The sequence below is a fragment of the Streptomyces sp. NPDC001407 genome (assembly GCF_042895325.1).
Lineage (GTDB): Bacteria > Actinomycetota > Actinomycetes > Streptomycetales > Streptomycetaceae > Streptomyces.
Genome location: NZ_JBIAWF010000004.1, coordinates 268268 through 284068 on the forward strand (window position 1 = coordinate 268268; position 15801 = coordinate 284068).

Consider the following 15801-nt stretch of genomic DNA (forward strand, 5'->3'; position numbering starts at 1 on the left):
GAAGACGACGCCATGGAACAACTCCCGCGCGGCTACCGCGTCGGCGGCTGGGAGGTCACCGCACCGATCGCGTCCGGTGGCTGGGCGACGGTCTACGCGGGCCGGCCGACCGGCGGCGGCACGGGCCCGGAAGAGGTCGCGCTCAAGTTCCTGACGACCGACGGGCTCGCGCCCCGGCAGGCCCACAAGGTCGCGGAAAGCGCCCGGCGTGAGGTGGAGTTCGGCCGGCGCAACCGCCACCCGAGACTGATCCGCCTGCTGGACTCCGTCGTGCTCAGCGAACCGGACCGGCCGCCCCTGGACGGGGCGACCGTGCTGGTCATGGAGCGCGCCGAGTGCAGCCTGCGCGACCGGCTCGGCACCGAGGTGACCGAGGCCGAAGGCGCCCGGCTGATCACCGGGATCTGCGAGGGCCTGGCCCACCTGCACCACGCCGGCTGGCTGCACGGCGACCTCAAACCGGACAACGTCCTGCTCATGCCGGACGGTTCGGTCAAGCTCTCGGACTTCGGCCTCGCCACGGAGCTGACCGGCACCCACGCGTACGCGCCCCCGATGGGCACCTTCGACTACCTCCCGCCCGAGCGCTGGAGGGCCCCGCTCGGCGAGCACGGGGTGCGGGTCCGCCAGAGCGCGGACATCTGGGCCCTGGGCATCATGATCCACGAAGTGTTCGCGTCCGGGGCCTCGCCTTTCCCCGGTGCCACGCCGGTCTCGCGCGCCGCCGCGGCACAGGAGTACGCCGAGGGCCGCGCACCGCTGCGCATGGACAACGCCGTACCGCCGTTCTGGCGCGCGCTGGCCGCCGACTGCCTCGCCCCCACCCACGACGGGCGCGCGGCGCACACCGCGGCCGGCCTGCTGGCGCGCATCACCGCCCGGCAGGAAGCGGAATCCTCCCGCCAAACCGGGCGCTCGGCCTCGCGCCCGGCGGTGTGGCGGCGCCGCAGGGTCCGTGCCGCGCTCGTGGCCGTCGCGGTGTGCGGGGCGATCGCGGGAGGCTGGTCGTACGCCGTCCACGGCTCCGGACCCCCCTCGCCGGCCCGGTCCGGGGAGCCCGCCGCCACGATGGCCGACGCCGCCGGTCGCATCCGGGTGTTCAACGTCGAGCAGCGCTGCGGCGACCGTACGGACCGGCAGCCGGAGTGCAGCCTCGGCCTGGCCATCGATCCGCTCCGGCCCTACACCATCGACAACGTCGTACCGACCCGGGTGTGGCACGGTGACGTCCTCGCCGTCGACTGCCAACTCCCCAGCGGCATGCCCATCATCGACGAGGCGGGTACGCACTCCGACCGGTGGTTCCGCGTCCGGCTCCCGGCCGGCTCCGCACGGCCCACCGCGTGGCTGCCCGCCGTGCGGACGAAGGACCGCCCCGCGGTGCCCCAGTGCCCGCGCCCCACGCCGGTGCGGTGAGCTCACGGGCGCCGGGGCCCTCGCGGGGCGGCGCTGACCGTGTCCCCGTACGTCACGCATGCACGCCCCCTCGACGCGGCGGTGGATGCCGGGATTCACGGCACACCCAGCTCTACCGGAAACCGCCGGGCGCCGTCACTCCGGATCGTTCCGGATGCCGTGCCCCCGCGCCCCGCGACTATCTTGCGGGCCGTCGGCCCCGGGACGGAGGCGGGCTCCCTCCCGGGCAGCCGACGCGCCACGACGACCAGGAGGATCGAGTTGAGCGAGCACCGCCCCACGCGCAGAGGTGTCCTGAAGGCCGCCGGAGGCATCTCCGCGGCACTGGCCCTGGGCGGCGGCACCGTCCTCGGGACGGCGGGGGCCGCGCACGCGGCCGGCGACGGCTTCGGGCTGCGCATCGTGGACCGCGGCGAGGGCGACCCCCGCATGTGGTACTACCGCTTCGCGACCGCCGAGATCGGCTGGAACCCCGGCCCCGCCGTCAACGTCCTGCTCCCCGACGACTACCACACCAGTGGACGCAGGTACCCCGTCCTCTATCTGCTGCACGGCGGCGGTGACGGCCAGGACTTCATCACCTTCGACCGCCCGCCCCTGAACATCCGCGCCTGGACGGCCGGGAAGCCGCTCATCGTGGTGATGCCCGACGGCGGGCACGCCGGCTGGTACTCCAACCCGGTCAGCTCCTTCGTCGGCCCCCGTAACTGGGAGAGCTTCCACATCAACCAGCTGGTCCCGTGGGTCGACGCGAACTTCCGGACGTACGCCGAGTACGACGGCCGCGCCGTCTCCGGCTTCTCGATGGGCGGCTTCGGCGCGCTGAAGTACGCGGCCAAATACTGGGGCCACTTCGCCTCCGTGAGCTCCCACTCCGGCCCGGCCAGCCTGCGCGGCCCCGCCGGCGGGATCGCCGGTGGCGTCGTCCACTGGGCCAACGCGTCCTCCGCCGCCATCGAACTGGGCGGCGGTACGGTCTACGGCGTGCCGTGGGACCAGAACAGGGTCAGCATGGACAACCCGTGCGAGCGCGTCGAGAGCTACCGCAACAAGCGCATCTACATGGTCGCCGGCACCAGCCCCGAACCCACCTTCTGGGACAGGTTCAACGAGACCGCCGTCCTCGAGACCCAGCGCGAATGGCGCGGCTTCCTCGACAGGGCCGGCATCCCCCACGAGTGGTACGAGGACCCGGGCGGCCACTACGTCCGCGAGAACCGCTTCAGGGACGACCTCGACGGCATCATCGGCCGCCTCCGCAAGGCGTAGCACCTCCAGCACGTCCAGTACACCCGGCACACGCCCGGCCCGCGCCGACGGGCCGGGCCCGCCCCACAGAGTCCAACCGCACGGGGGTCGGCCGGACCCGGGGCGCGCCGTGCGTGGCGGGGTTGACGTGGCGGGCTCGTGGCGGTTGCGTGGTGGTCCCAGTCGACGGCGGCCACCGGCCCGGTCCGTGGCTGTCACGCCTACGAGAGGGTCACCCGATGCCCGGAGTGGACGGCATGCGCGCGGTGCCGATGGAGCGGCCCGGAAAGCCGGAAGCGGTGCTGCGCGTTCTCGACGCCCGCTCCGGCGGGCAGGTCGAGGTCGGCACCGGACACCGGAGCCCGCTGCGTGTCTTCGTCCAGGGGGCGCGGACCGGCGCCGCCGAGGAACCGTCCGGCCTGCGGGCGCGCCTGGTCGCCGACGTCCTCCTGCGCACCGCCGAACTGCACGGCGGGCAGGCGCTCCTCGGTCTCGTCCGCTCCGGTGGCACCCGGGAGACCCCCGAGGCGCGGGCAGCCGTGCTCGGCATCCGCCCGCCCGCGGCGTCCGGGACGCCGGAAGAGATCGCCCAGGCGCTGGGCGGCCGGGCCCATGTGTACGTCACCGCCGGTCAGGAGACCGCGGAGCAGGGCGTCACCGTGCGGGTCGGGGCAGTGCGCCCCTACGAGCAGCCGTCCCCGATCGGCCTCGACGCACTGGCCCTGCGGCTGGCCCTGCTGACCCACCCGCACCACGAGCCCGTCGCCCTCACCCCCGACGAGCTCGCGGCGGCGCAGCGCACGCTGGAGCGGTGGCGGCGCTCGGTGGCCGACTGGGCGCGGGCACCGTCGAAGCCGATGTGCGCCGAGGCCCTCGGCCGGGCCCTGGCGGGCCTGGAGGCGGACCTGGACGTCCCGGTGGTCCTGGACGCGCTGAACCGGCTGGAGTCGGAGGCCGGGCTGCCCGACGGGTCGAAGTTCGAGACGTTCACGTATCTGGACCGCGTGCTGGCCCTCGAACTCACCCGCGAAATCGGCCACGCCGCCTCGTACGACCCGCTGACGTGAAGGCGCGCCCCCGCCGACGGCTGCTCGTGCTGCGGCACGCCAAGTCCGCGTGGCCGCCGGACGTCGCCGACCACGAACGCCCGCTCGCCCCACGCGGCCTTCGCGACGCGCCGGCGGCGGGGCGGTGGCTGTGCGAGGCCGACTGCCTGCCCGATCTCGTCCTGTGCTCCACCGCCCGCCGCGCCCGCCGGACGTGGGAGCTGGCGGCCGCGCAGCTGGGCACCCCACCGCCCGTACGCCACGAACCGCGCCTCTACGGCGCGGGCGTGGCGGACCTGCTGGAGGCCGTCCGCGAAGTGCCCGCCGACATCGGGACGTTGCTGATCGTGGGCCACAACCCGGGTCTCCAGGAGCTGGTCCTGGCGCTGGCCGGTGAAGCCGTCGGCGACGCCCGGCAGCGGGCCGGGACGAAGTTCCCGACCTCCGCGATCGCGGTGCTGACGTGGCGCGGGGTCTGGGCGGACCTCCGCCCGGGCACGGCGCTGCTGACCGATGTCGCCGTGCCGCGGGGTGCGAAGCACTGAAGGCGGGGTGCTACATCCAGATCGTGGCGGTGGCGACGGTGACGGCCCGCCCCGGCCGGCCGGGGTCGCCGTAGCGGACCTCCACGCGCGGGTGCGACCGCATGAAGCCGCTGTCCGCGATGACGACCCGGCCCGGCTCGTCGACGGTCCGCACCGCGATGTCCGTGTCGAGGAAGGAACCGAACTCGCCGGTGGCGGGCGCGTAGACGAAGAACCGCCCGCCCGCGTAGTGCCGCGCGGCCGCCTCGTCGTCGAGGACGAGCGCCCAGTAGCCCACCGGGTGCCCGGCGGGGTACATCACCCGCTGCTCGGCCTTCAGCCCCCGCAGGTCGATCCACTCGAAGGGGTTCCCGTCCGCGCGGGTCGCGGCGGGCGCGGTGGCCGCCCGCGGTGTGGCGGCCTGCGCGCCCGACACGAGCGTGGCGCTGAGCGTCGCGGCCGCCAGGGCCACCGTGACGGTGCGGAAGAGGGTACGAGAGGACACGGCATCTCCCATTCAGGTGCGCTTGTCGAGGGCATGCGGCAGGGACGGCGTCCAGGTCCGTACGCGTGTTCCCGCCGCCACGCCCGGTGATCATCCAGGCGGCTTCCGGTTCCTGGCAACGGCGCGGCGCGGGATCCGGCCACCGCCCCGCCGGGCCGGCGTCCGGCCGGATGCGCGGGGGCGGGCACCCGGAGAGACTGGACGGGCGGCGCGCCCGGCGCCCGACGAAGCCCCGGCCCGAGGAGGCCCGCCGTGCCCAGCGAGAGCGGTCCCACGGGCGTGCCCCGCCGGACCCTCCTGTCCGGCGCCGCCGGGCTCGTGGCCGGGGCGTCCGCGTGCTCGTCCCCGAAGAGGAAGAGCGGGAGCGGCGGTTCGGGCTCCCCGTCGCCCGGCGGCACCGCGCTTCCGCGCGCCACGCGGTGGCGGCCGAGCACGTCGGACGTCCAGCCGGACGTGAAGCTGCGCGCCGCCCAGCTCGTCGAGGCGCTCGGCACCTGGCGGCCCGGCGGCGCGGGCGCGGCGCGGGCCCGGGAGCGGACCGCGGCACTCGGCCTGCCAGCCGCGCTCGCCGAACAGGCGGGCTCCCTGCTGGCCGCGGCGGACGAATCCGTCACGCAGGCCATCGACGCGCAGTACGGCGGGATCCTGGCGGACACGGCGAGCGTGCTCGTGGTCTGCCGCCAGTGGACTCGCACAGCGGGCGGCCCCGGTCAGGCCCGGTGGCACGACCGTGGACGTGCGGCTCTCCCGCGCCCGGCCGCGCTGGACGGTCACCGCGCTCCACCCCGCCGCCCCCGGCCCGGCCGCGGCCTCGCTGCCCGGCGAGGCGCGCCGCGTGCTCGGCGACCACGGCATCGGCCTGGCACCCGCGGCCGAGGCGGACGTCCGCGGTGGCGGCGTGCACACCAGTGTGCTCACCGCGCTTCTGCGGCTCGCGGGCGACTACCGGATGGAGGTGACCGTCCTGAGGTCGGGCCACCCCCTCGACGTCTTCGGCACCGACCGCCCCAGCGACCACCCGCCGGGCCGCGCCGTCGACGTATGGCGGATCGACGGCAAGGCCGTGGTCGACCCGGCGACACCGCGCACCCTGATCGAATCCTTCATGCGCGACGCCGCGGCGGCCGGTTCCTACAACGTCGGCGGGCCTCTGCCGCTGACCGGCGGGGCGACCGCGAACCAGTTCTTCTCCGACGACACCCACCACGACCACGTGCACATCGGCTTCGACAAGTGAGGCTTGCGCTGGAGCGCACTCCAGCTCGTAACGTCTGCCGCGGAAGGCCACCGACCCGGCCCAGAAGGGGACTTCGTGCGATACACACTGTTCGGCAGGACCGGCCTGCGGGTGAGCGAGCTCTGCCTCGGCGCCATGACCGTCGGCGAGGACTGGGGCTGGGGCGCCTCGAAGGAGACGAGCGGCCGCATCCTCGACACCTACGCGGACGCGGGCGGCAACTTCGTCGACACGGCCGACATCTACACCGACGGCAGCTCCGAGACGATCCTCGGTGAGCTGCTCGAAGGCCGCCGGGAGAGTTTCGTCCTGGCCACCAAGTACACCTGCGCGACGCGCAAGGGCGACGTGAACTCGGCGGGCAACCACCGCAAGAACCTCGTCCAGTCGGTGGAGGCGAGCCTGAACCGGCTGCGCACCGACCGCATCGACGTGCTGTGGGTGCACGCGCGGGACAACTTCACGCCGGTCGAGGAGGTCATGCGGGCCCTCGACGACCTCGTACGGGCCGGGAAGGTGCTCTACGTCGGAGTCTCCGACTGGCCCGCGTGGGAGATCGCGCAGGCCAACACGCTGGCGGAGCTGCGGGGCTGGACCTCCTTCGCGGGTTCGCAGCTGTGCTACAACCTGCTGGAGCGGACGCCGGAGCGCGAACTGCTCCCGCAGGCCCGCGCCTTCGACCAGGCGGTGCTCGCCTGGGGCCCGCTCGCGGGCGGCAAGCTCACCGGGAAATACCTCCGCGGCGGGACGGGCCGCCTGGACACCGACCCCAGAGGCTACGCCGGGCCCCGGAACGAGGACGAGGTGATCACCGCGGTGCTGGAGACCGCCGAGCAGGGCGGCTGGAGCCCGGCGCAGGTGGCGCTGGCGTGGCTCCTGGGGCGGCCCGGCAACATCGTCCCGATCGTCGCCGCGACCAAGGAGAGCCAGCTCGCCGACAACCTCGCCGCCACACGGGTCGAGCTGGACGCGGACGCCGTCCGGCGGCTCGACGAGGTGAGCGCGGTGCCGCTGGGCTTCCCCCACGCCTTCCTCCGCGAGGACGGCGTCCAGGAGACCGTCTACGGCGACCGCCGCCAGGCCATCGACGACCGGCGCTCGGCGTACCGCCGCACGACGACCGGGATCCGGTAGCGGCCCGGCCCTGCCGACGGCCGGGGAGTCACAGCCTGGTGGGGAGGTAGGGGCCGGGTCCCTTCAGGGTGCGGTGGATGGGCGCGGTCGCGGTGTGGCGCAGGCCGGGCAGGGCGGCCACCGACTCGGTGAGGTAGCGGTAGAAGAGCTGGGCGGACGTGACGGCGATGCTGGCGTAGAGGTTGGCCGTGCCGGTCACGGCGGCGGCGAAGGCCACTTCGGGGTGTCCGGCCAGCACCGCCCCCGCCTCGGCGAGGCGGGCCGGGTCGATCTCCAGCCACAGGGCGGCCCGGAAATCCCGGTGCAGGACGTCCGGGTGGTACTCGACGTCGAAGTACAGCACGCCGGCCGTCCTCAGCTCGGCGATGCGGCGGCGCACGGTCGAGGTGGACAGGCCGGTCGCGGCGGCCAGTTCCGCGGGCGCCGCCCGGCCGTCCCGGGCCAGCAGGTCGAGCAGCTGCCGGTCGCCGTCGTCCAAGGTCACCGGAGCGGCGTCGGCGGCGGCCTCCGGCACGGCCGGGGGAGTGAGCGCCGCGACCTGGGCGGCCGTCAGCGGCCCGCTCTTGTTGATCGCGCTGAGGTCCTGGCCGAAGTAGACGTGCAGCAGGCAGTGCGCCGAGACGTCCACCACCTGGGGAGTGCGCGGCAGCTTCTGCAGGAGCAGCGGCTCCTCCAGGCCGGGCCCGCGCGTGCGCATCGAGCAGGAGATCTCCGTGCCGCCGGAGCTGAGGCTCACCCAGCTGGTGTCCGTACGCCGTGCCATCGCCTCCCCGATGGACGCGGCGGCGTCGGGCGTGCACCGCACGCGCACGATCCAGGGGGAGTCCCCCAGCCGCAGGGGATCGGTCAGGCCCAGCACCCGGAGCTTGCCCGCGGACCGCAGCCGTGACCAGCGGCGGGCTGCGGTCTGGTCGGAGACCCCGAGGGCGTCGGCGATCTCCCTGAACGAGGCCCGCCCATTGATCTGCAGGGCCTGGGCGAGCGCCATGTCCTCCTCCGACAGCTCGCGGTCGATGCGGCCGGGACTGTCGAGATACGTCTTCATGAGCTCCATGATGTCGGATCTGCGCAAAAGGGCGATGCCGGCTTATGGGATCGACCGAGGTGTCCCACACTCGCCGGAGGGATCGCGCCGAGACCATGCGCTCGCTCCCGGTCCCGGACATCGAGCTCGACCCGAACGGAGAACCTGACATGCGCAAGTGGTGGCCGCTGACCGCGGTCTGCCTTGGCGCCTTCATCCTGCTGGTGGACGTGACCATCGTGAACGTGGCACTGCCCAGCATGGCTGAGGACCTCGACGCCTCATTCACCTCGCTCCAGTGGGTGATCGACGGCTACGCCCTGGCCCTCGCCGCCCTGCTCCTGGCCTCCGGTTCCCTCGCGGACCGCTTCGGCCACCGGCGGGCTTACGTCTACGGCCTGGGGCTCTTCGCCCTGGCCTCCCTGGTGTGCGGCCTCGCCCCCACCGCGGGTGTGCTGATCGCCGCCCGCGTGGTGCAGGGCGCCGGAGGCGCCGCCATGTTCGCCACCGCCCCCGCGCTCCTGCTCACCTCCTACCAGGGCAGGGACCGGGGTACGGCCTTCGGCGTGTGGGGCGCGGCCAACGGCGCCGCCGCCGCGGCGGGCCCCCTGCTCGGCGGCCTGCTCACCGAGCACATCAGCTGGCCCACGATCTTCTGGGTCAACCTGCCGATCGCGGCCGTCGCCATCGCCATGACGCTGCGCGTGGTCCGCCCCGACCAGCGGCGCGAGCTGTCGTCCGGCCACGGCGGACCGGCCCGTATCGACGTTCCCGGCGCGATCGCCTTCACCGTCGCCGCGGCCACCCTCACCTACGGGCTCATCCGTGGCGGGGACGCGGGCTGGACCTCGGCCGAGATCCTGGCGACCTTCGCCGTCACCGTCCTGGCGCTCGTGGCCTTCGTGGTCGTCGAGCACCGCACGGCGCGGCGCGGTGGTGTGCCGATGCTGGACCTGGCACTGCTGCGGCGCCCGTCGTTCGCGGGCCTGATGAGCGGTGCGCTGCTGCTTCAAGGCAGCGCCTTCGGGTGCCTGGTGCTGGTGTCCCTGTGGCTGCAGTCCGTCCTGGGCCTCGGCCCGGTCACGGCGGGTCTCGCCCTGACGCCGCTGGCGGGGGCGTCGTTCCTCGTGGCCGCCGTGGCGGGCCGGCACATCCAGCGGCTCGCCCCGCGCCTGCCGATCGGCATAGGGCTGCTGTTCGTCGCGGCGGGCATGCTGCTGCTGCGCGCGGGGATGACGGCCGACGCGGGCCGGGCCTCCCTCATGGCGGGCCTCGTGGTCACCGGGATCGGCGTGGGCCTGGCCACACCGGTGCTGGTCTCGGCCGCCACCTCCACCGTGCCGCCGCAGCGGGCGGGGATGGCCGGCGGAGCGGTCAACACCTTCCGCCAGCTGGGCATGACGCTGGCCATCGCCGTCCTCGGCGCGGTCTTCACCAGCCGGACCGCCACCGCGCTCGCCGGGTCCGGAACGGTCCCGGACGCCGACGAGGGCGCCGCCGCGCTCGCGGCGGGCCAGGCGCGGCACATGATGGACGCGGCGCCTGCGGCCCACCGGGAGGCGGCGGAGCACCTGGTGCACCAGGCGTTCGCCGCGGGGCTCGACCGGGTCTTCCTGCTGTCGTCCCTCGCGGCGGCGCTCGGCGGGCTGATCGTGCTGGCTCTGGTACGACCGCCGAGCCGGCCGGCAACTCCTGGCGGCGGTGCGGCAGCCGAGCCGGAGGGGCGGCCCCGGCGGGACTCGGTGTCCTCGGCGGTGTGACGCCTTCGGTGGTTTCAGGGGTACGAAGCGGTAGGGGCGGGAGTGGTGCGTGTGGCGCCACGGCCCGCCCCGCCCGCAGACTTGACCGTCACGCCGTCACGCCGTCACGCCGTCAGGTCGTCACGCCGTCAGATCGTCAAGGAGCGCACCATGTCCGCCGCGAACGCCCGCCCGACGTTCCTCCTCGTCCACGGTGCCTGGCACCGGTCCACGTGCTGGGCCCCTCTGCGGGACGCCCTCGCCGCGCACGGCCTGCGGTCCCGCACGGTCGACCTGCCCAGCGCCGGCCCGCAGGGCACGCCCACTGCCGGCGTGTACGACGACGCCGAGGAGATAGCCGCCCAACTGCGCCGGATCGAAGGCCCGGTTGTCCTCGTCGCCCACTCCTACGGCGGCATTCCGGCCGCCCAGGCGGCCACCGAAGGGTCGGACGTCGTCCACGCGGTCTATCTCGCGGCCTACATGCCGGCCGAGGGCGAGTCCCTCCACGGCATCCACGGCCGCGACCAATCCGGGCCGGAGGACCTCACCGGTACCTCGCCCGTCTTCTTCGACCCCCGCACGGCGCTGTACGGCGACATGCCTGAGGACCAGGCCGAGCGCGCCGTCGGCCAACTCGTCGAGCAGAGCCTGCGGTCGTTCCAGCAGCCGGTGACCCGGGCGGCGTGGCGCACCGTGCCCTCCACGTATGTGATCTGCGAACGCGACCGGGCGCTCCCGCCCACCCTCCAGGAAAAGATGTCCACCCGCGCCACCCACGTGAAACGCCTCGCCACCAGCCATTCCCCTTTCCTCTCCGCCCCGGAGGAACTGGCCGCCCTGCTGCACGAAATCGACTGAGGCTCAGCCCAGCCGGTCACCCCAGCCGCTCTGGATCATCGTCTGGAACGCCCAGGAGTCCCCGCGCCTGACCAGGATGTCCGCGTAGCGGAGCCGCTGCGTGTGCCCCTGGCTGGTCATCACCGAGTCGGTGAAGACCACGGCGATCGCGGGGCCGAGGAAGACAGGGGTGCGGGTGGACTCGAAGGTGATGTCCTCGGCGCCGTCACCCATCACCCGCCCCATGGTCCGGACGAACCGCTCCCGGTCCCACTGCCCACTGGTACCCTGCCCGCCCGCGTCGTCACTCACGAGGTTGAGCGGAAAGACAGCCAGATCAGCCATACGCTCGACGTCACGCCGCCCGGCGTCGTCGTCGTATGCGGCGAACCACCGCTGGATGCTCGCCAGTTCCTCGTCCGTGGGCTGGTAGGCGGTGTCGGGCAGGATGGTCATGCTGTCTCCTTCGTGCGACCAGGGGATGCGTGTATTCAAATTTGATTAGCGAGAAGGTAGCTCGCCGGGGCGCGCGCCGCAAGGCGGTCCGCCATGCCTAGGTGCCGCGAGTCCGAAGTCGAGACGATGGCTCAGTACACGTACTCATGGCCGCGTCATAGCCTCTGCCGCACGATGCTGTGCATGACGCAGCGAAACCACCGCCTTGGATGGCGTCGGGCCGTCCGTACGTTGGCGGCTGTAGGGCTGGCTCTGGGCGCGGTGACGGTCGCCTGGTGGTTCCGGCAGCTATGGGAGGGTGATCCGTACCCCGTCGCGGATCCGGCCGCCACGGCCAGGCAGTTGGACCAGCGGACTCAGGCCGTCTACGACGCGCTCGACCTGCCGCAGGCGCAACTCGCCACCGACTGGCCCGGCGGCCTGAAGGCGTCCGGCGGCGCTTGTCCTTACCGAGGGCTGCGTCACTGGCGTGAACAACTGAGTGACTCTCCGCCCAGCGAGCCACGCGTTGTCAGTGTCCGTGGCGAGTGGGTGCTGACAGGAGTCTCCCGAACCCAGGCCGAGTCCGCTCTTGAGCGCGTGCGGAGGGTAATGACGCGGCAAGGCTGGAACGTCACCACGTACGAGAGGTCCCTCCAGCGGCTCCAGCTGGGACTCACGCCTCCCGGTGCGGCCAACTCCATCGCGGTCGAGGCGTACGACGGCGACCGCCTCCAGGTCGTCGCCTACGCCGAATGCGCCCGCTACCCGTCGGGAACGCCACTGGGCAGTGCCGAGGAACCGCTGTTGCCGGCCCAAGGCGCACCCGCTCAGCTGCGCAGGTGATTGTCCATATCGAGTCGACCGCCGGCCGCTGCGACAAAAAGCGGCGGCGTCAAGTCCGGTCCTCCGGTTAGGCTCGCGGTCATGTCGACGCCCGATGACGCATCGTTCCTCGCCCATGTCACCGCGCGCCTCGCCGCGTTGCCCCGTGTGGAGGCCGTCGCGCTGGGAGGGTCGCGGGCGCTCGGGACGCATCGGGACGACAGTGACTGGGACTTCGCCGTCTACTACCGTGGCGCGTTCGACGTCGGGAGCGTCCGGGGCCTCGGGTGGGCCGGGGAGGTGTCCGAGGTCGGGGCGTGGGGCGGGGGAGTGTTCAACGGGGGTGCCTGGCTGGACGTCGGCGGGCGGCGCGTCGATGTGCACTACCGCGACCTGGACGACGTCGAGTTCCACCTCGCGGAGGCGCGCGAGGGCCGCTTCCGGGTCGAGAAGCTGCTGTTCCACCTGGCCGGCATCCCGACGTACCTCGTCGTCGCCGAACTGGCCGTCAACCGCGTGCTCCACGGTGAACTCCCGCGCCCCGCCTACCCCGAAGCGCTCCGCCGCCACGCGCCCCCGCGCTGGTCGGACGACGCCCGGCACACACTCGCCTACGCCCGCGCGGCCCACGCCGGACGCGGGCATCTCGCCGACTGCGCGGGAGCGATCGCCACCGCCGCCTGCCAGGCGGCACACGCGGTGCTTGCGGCTCGCGGCCAGTGGGTCACCAACGAGAAGACGCTGCTGGACCAGGCCGGGCTGCGGAGCGTCGACAGCGTCCTCGGCGGCCTGACGCCTCAGCCGGAGGTGCTGACCGCCGCGATCGACGAAGCCGCGGCCCTGCTGGAGGAAGCGGTCAAGGCAGCACGCGCGTGACGACTGTTTCCACGAGCTGGTCGAGCTCGGTGCCGGAGAGCATCTCCGGCAGGGTGAAGTGCTCCAGCAGCAGGCCGGTCATGGCGAGGTGGAGGGCGAGCACGGTGTCCGCGTCACCCGGCAGCCCCGCGTCCAGGTGGAAGCGGACGTTCTCGTCGAAGGCGGTGCGGACGGCGCGGTTGAGTTCGGCCTGGAGGGCGGGCCGGCGGGTGGCCTCCAGGCGGAGTTCCAGCATGGCCAGATAACCGGTGCGCTCGGCGGTCATGCGCCGCACCAGCCACCGCATCAGCTCGACGACGAGCTCGCGGCCGGGCGCCGGGCGCATGGCTTCGTCCACCTGCGCGGGATCGGGGGCCATGCGCGCGTGGATGCGGCTGCCCGCCTGCGTGAACAGGTCGTCCCTGCTGGCGAAGTAGTTCGACGCCGTACCCACTGGCACGCCCGCCTGGGCGTCGACCGCGCGGAAGGTGAGGCCACGAGCCCCCTCGCGCGCCAGCACCTCGATGGCGGCGTCGACGAGAGCCGTCCTGCGTTCCGGGTTCCTGGCCATCCGCTGCTCCTCCGGGCTCCCGCGGCAGAACTCCCGCGGTAAAGATCTTGCGCAACCACTACAGGTGAAGCACTATATGCGAAGTGGTTGAGCGGCTCCGCCCGTACCACCACCCACGGTCGTGTCGTCTACAGAAACCGAGGACCACCTTGCGCAAGCTCACCTACTTCGTCGCCTGCTCGATCGACGGCTTCATCGGCGACCCGAGTGGTGACGCCTCGTCCATGTACCGGTTCGCGACCGAGGAGTTCCTCGACTTCCTCAAGACGGAATACCCGGAGACCATCTCGGCCGAAGGCCGGGCCGCCCTCGGCCTCGAAGGCCGGGAGAGCCGCCGGTTCGACACGGTGATCCAGGGGCGGGGCAGCTACCGGATCGCCCTGGACGCCGGCATCACCAGCCCGTACGGCCATCTCCGCGAGTACGTCGCCTCACGCACCCTCGGAGAGTCGCCCGACCCCAATGTCACGATCGTGCCCGAGGACGTGGTCGGCGCGGTGCGGGCGCTGAAGGCGGAGGACGGCGAACACGGCATCTGGCTCTGCGGCGGCTCACAGCTCGCGGGCGAGCTGCTGGACGAGGTCGACGAGCTGGTGATCAAGACCTATCCGCAGGTGTACGGATCGGGCATGCCGATGTTCGGCGCCGGATTCGCGGTCACCGACTTCACGCTCGACTCGGTCCGCGCCTTCGACAACGGGGTGCTGGTCCGGACGTACAGCCGCAAGCGGTAGCCCCCGGGGCCCTGCTCCGATCGGCCGAACCCGGGCCCGACCCTTTCGGCCGTCAGCCGGAGTCACCCACACGGCTGTAGCCGGTCGGAAAGGCTCCGGTGGTGGCCCCCGACGTGCCCTACCGTTCGTACGGGCCGGACGCGCGAGAGAGGCGGAGCGGGACGGAGTCTGTAATGCTGAGGCCGTCCGACTCGCTCCCGATCTTCGAGGAAGCCCATGAGCAGCGGCGTGGACCACGGGCGGGGTGACTTGCGGCGCAGCACGGCCGCGCCCGGATCCGTGCACGCACAGGGAGTGACACCCGGCACCTCCGGTGACAGCTGCCCCGTACTGCCCGTACGGGGGAGCAAATGAGTGAGTGCGCAACGTCAAGTACGCCTTGTACACGCCCTCTTGGGGTCGGGATACTCGACAAGAAGTTGGCATGGACGTGGCTTTTGTCAAGAGGGCCGGTGTCCATCCCTCTGTCCTCCGGGCCCTGAGAGCCCCACCACCGGGTCCGTCTCCCCCCACTGGAGGTGCCAGTTGAAGCCTTCCCGGATTCGTGTGCGCGCCGCCCTGGCCGCCACCGCGACGGCCGCGCTCGCGGCCGTGTCCCTCGAGCCGCAGAGCGCCGGCGCGTCGACCGCGGCGGCTCACCGTGAGCTCTCCACCGTCTCGGCCCCCCAACTGGCCCGGACGCTCCTCGACCGGCTGAAGGGCCAGGAAGCCGGGGCGTACTACGACGAGGGCTCGCGCAGACTCGTCGTCAACATCGTGGACCGGGCGGCCGAGACCGTGGTCCGCGCGGCGGGTGCCGAACCGAAGCTCGTCACGTACTCCCAGGCCGAACTCGACTCCACGAAGGCGGCACTGGACGCCACTCCGGCGATCCCCGGCACCACCTGGGGCCCGGACGCGCGGGCGAACCGGGTCGTCGTCACCGCCGACCCCACGGTCACGGGGGCGAAGCTGGCGCGGCTCAAGAAGACCGTCGCCTCCTTCGGCGACACCGTGCTCATGAGGAGAACGGCCACGAAGCTCACCCGCTTCATCGCCGGCGGCGACGCCATCTGGGGCCGCGACTTCTCCGCCCGCTGTTCCGTCGGCTTCAACGTCAAACGGGCCGGCAAGCCGGACGGCTTCCTCACCGCGGGGCACTGCGGCAACGTGATCAAGAGCTGGGCCCAGGTCCAGGGCGGCCCGGAGATCGCGAAGACCGTCAAGTCGGCCTTCCCCCGCACCGACTTCGCCCTCGCGGAATACACCGCCGACGTCGCCCACCCGAGCGCCGTGAACCTCTACAACGGCGGGATGCTGCCCATCACCGGGGCCCGCGACGCGGCCATGGGTGACAAGGTCGGCCGCAGCGGCTCCACCACGGGCACCCACTTCGGCACCGTCCTCGCCGTCAACCAGACGGTGAACTACCAGGAGGGGCAGGTCACCGGCCTCGTCAAGACCGATGTCTGTGCCCAGCCCGGAGACAGCGGCGGCGCCTTCTTCGCCTACGACCCGCAGAATCCGCCTGCCAGTTCGGCCGCCCTGGGCATCACCTCCGGCGGCGACGGTGACTGCATGACGGGCGGAACCACGTACTTCCAGCCCGTGACGGCGGCCCTGGCCGCGTCCGGAGCGGCGATCGGCGGCAGCTGACCGGCACCCGCCACAGACGGGCAGCCCCCGGGC

At 73.0% G+C, this 15801-nt stretch carries 16 protein-coding genes; 12 read left to right on the forward strand and 4 right to left on the reverse strand.

What is annotated here, in order from left to right; genetic code table 11:
* The first annotated feature begins 12 nt into the window (after positions 1 to 12).
* The 4 genes from ACFY1P_RS08710 to ACFY1P_RS08725 all read left to right on the forward strand — a co-directional run bounded on the left by ACFY1P_RS08710 (position 13) and on the right by ACFY1P_RS08725 (position 4255).
* On the forward strand, positions 13 to 1416 hold the full coding sequence (locus tag ACFY1P_RS08710) for a serine/threonine-protein kinase (protein ID WP_390750193.1): 1404 nt from the start codon (positions 13 to 15) through the stop codon (positions 1414 to 1416).
* A 261-nt stretch (positions 1417 to 1677) separates the two neighbouring features.
* A complete protein-coding gene (locus ACFY1P_RS08715) occupies positions 1678 to 2685 on the forward strand; it encodes an alpha/beta hydrolase-fold protein (protein WP_361521192.1) in 1008 nt (335 codons plus the stop codon).
* Between the two features lie 218 nt (positions 2686 to 2903).
* Entirely contained in the window at positions 2904 to 3731 is an 828-nt protein-coding gene (locus ACFY1P_RS08720) for a hypothetical protein (RefSeq protein ID WP_390750194.1), read from the forward strand.
* Positions 3728 to 4255, forward strand: a complete 528-nt coding sequence (locus tag ACFY1P_RS08725; RefSeq protein WP_361521198.1) for a histidine phosphatase family protein — start codon at positions 3728 to 3730, stop codon at positions 4253 to 4255. The genes ACFY1P_RS08720 and ACFY1P_RS08725 overlap by 4 nt, the downstream gene beginning before the upstream one ends.
* A 10-nt stretch (positions 4256 to 4265) precedes the next feature.
* On the opposite strand, the gene ACFY1P_RS08730 is transcribed toward ACFY1P_RS08725, so the two are convergent.
* Positions 4266 to 4739 (reverse strand): hypothetical protein, encoded by a 474-nt coding sequence (locus ACFY1P_RS08730; RefSeq protein WP_361521201.1) that lies wholly within the window; start codon positions 4737 to 4739, stop codon positions 4266 to 4268.
* Between the two features lie 730 nt (positions 4740 to 5469).
* Between ACFY1P_RS08730 and ACFY1P_RS08735 the strand changes: the two genes are divergently transcribed.
* Both ACFY1P_RS08735 and ACFY1P_RS08740 read left to right on the forward strand, forming a co-directional pair.
* Complete coding sequence (locus ACFY1P_RS08735; protein ID WP_390750195.1) at positions 5470 to 5976, forward strand: hypothetical protein; 507 nt, start codon at positions 5470 to 5472, stop codon at positions 5974 to 5976.
* Positions 5977 to 6051: 75 nt separating this feature from the next.
* Positions 6052 to 7110, forward strand: coding sequence for an aldo/keto reductase (locus ACFY1P_RS08740; RefSeq protein ID WP_390750196.1), 1059 nt, complete (start codon positions 6052 to 6054; stop codon positions 7108 to 7110).
* Positions 7111 to 7138: 28 nt separating this feature from the next.
* On the opposite strand, the gene ACFY1P_RS08745 is transcribed toward ACFY1P_RS08740, so the two are convergent.
* Positions 7139 to 8155: an AsnC family transcriptional regulator gene (locus ACFY1P_RS08745; RefSeq protein ID WP_361532286.1), complete on the reverse strand. Its 1017-nt coding sequence runs from the start codon at positions 8153 to 8155 to the stop codon at positions 7139 to 7141.
* A gap of 95 nt (positions 8156 to 8250) precedes the next feature.
* Here ACFY1P_RS08745 and ACFY1P_RS08750 point away from each other — a divergent pair, with 95 nt between their 5' ends.
* Together ACFY1P_RS08750 and ACFY1P_RS08755 are read left to right on the forward strand one after the other, a co-directional pair.
* Positions 8251 to 9894 (forward strand): MFS transporter, encoded by a 1644-nt coding sequence (locus ACFY1P_RS08750; RefSeq protein ID WP_390750197.1) that lies wholly within the window; start codon positions 8251 to 8253, stop codon positions 9892 to 9894.
* Positions 9895 to 10044: 150 nt separating this feature from the next.
* Entirely contained in the window at positions 10045 to 10734 is a 690-nt protein-coding gene (locus ACFY1P_RS08755) for an alpha/beta hydrolase (RefSeq protein WP_390750198.1), read from the forward strand.
* A gap of 3 nt (positions 10735 to 10737) precedes the next feature.
* Here the strand turns inward: ACFY1P_RS08755 and ACFY1P_RS08760 are convergent, their stop codons facing one another.
* On the reverse strand, positions 10738 to 11169 hold the full coding sequence (locus tag ACFY1P_RS08760) for a nuclear transport factor 2 family protein (protein WP_390750199.1): 432 nt from the start codon (positions 11167 to 11169) through the stop codon (positions 10738 to 10740).
* 183 nt (positions 11170 to 11352) lie between these two features.
* On the opposite strand from ACFY1P_RS08760, the gene ACFY1P_RS08765 reads away from it, so the two are divergent.
* On the forward strand, positions 11353 to 11994 hold the full coding sequence (locus ACFY1P_RS08765) for a hypothetical protein (RefSeq protein ID WP_361532274.1): 642 nt from the start codon (positions 11353 to 11355) through the stop codon (positions 11992 to 11994).
* Between the two features lie 81 nt (positions 11995 to 12075).
* Entirely contained in the window at positions 12076 to 12849 is a 774-nt protein-coding gene (locus ACFY1P_RS08770; RefSeq protein WP_390750200.1) for a nucleotidyltransferase domain-containing protein, read from the forward strand.
* On the opposite strand, the gene ACFY1P_RS08775 is transcribed toward ACFY1P_RS08770, so the two are convergent.
* A complete protein-coding gene (locus ACFY1P_RS08775) occupies positions 12830 to 13399 on the reverse strand; it encodes a TetR family transcriptional regulator (RefSeq protein WP_361532268.1) in 570 nt (189 codons plus the stop codon). The genes ACFY1P_RS08770 and ACFY1P_RS08775 overlap by 20 nt on opposite strands.
* Before the next feature lie 149 nt (positions 13400 to 13548).
* Between ACFY1P_RS08775 and ACFY1P_RS08780 the strand changes: the two genes are divergently transcribed.
* Together ACFY1P_RS08780 and ACFY1P_RS08785 are read left to right on the forward strand one after the other, a co-directional pair.
* Positions 13549 to 14133 (forward strand): dihydrofolate reductase family protein, encoded by a 585-nt coding sequence (locus ACFY1P_RS08780; RefSeq protein ID WP_361532265.1) that lies wholly within the window; start codon positions 13549 to 13551, stop codon positions 14131 to 14133.
* Positions 14134 to 14658: 525 nt separating this feature from the next.
* Complete coding sequence (locus ACFY1P_RS08785) at positions 14659 to 15768, forward strand: S1 family peptidase (protein WP_390750201.1); 1110 nt, start codon at positions 14659 to 14661, stop codon at positions 15766 to 15768.
* Positions 15769 to 15801 lie beyond the last annotated feature (33 nt).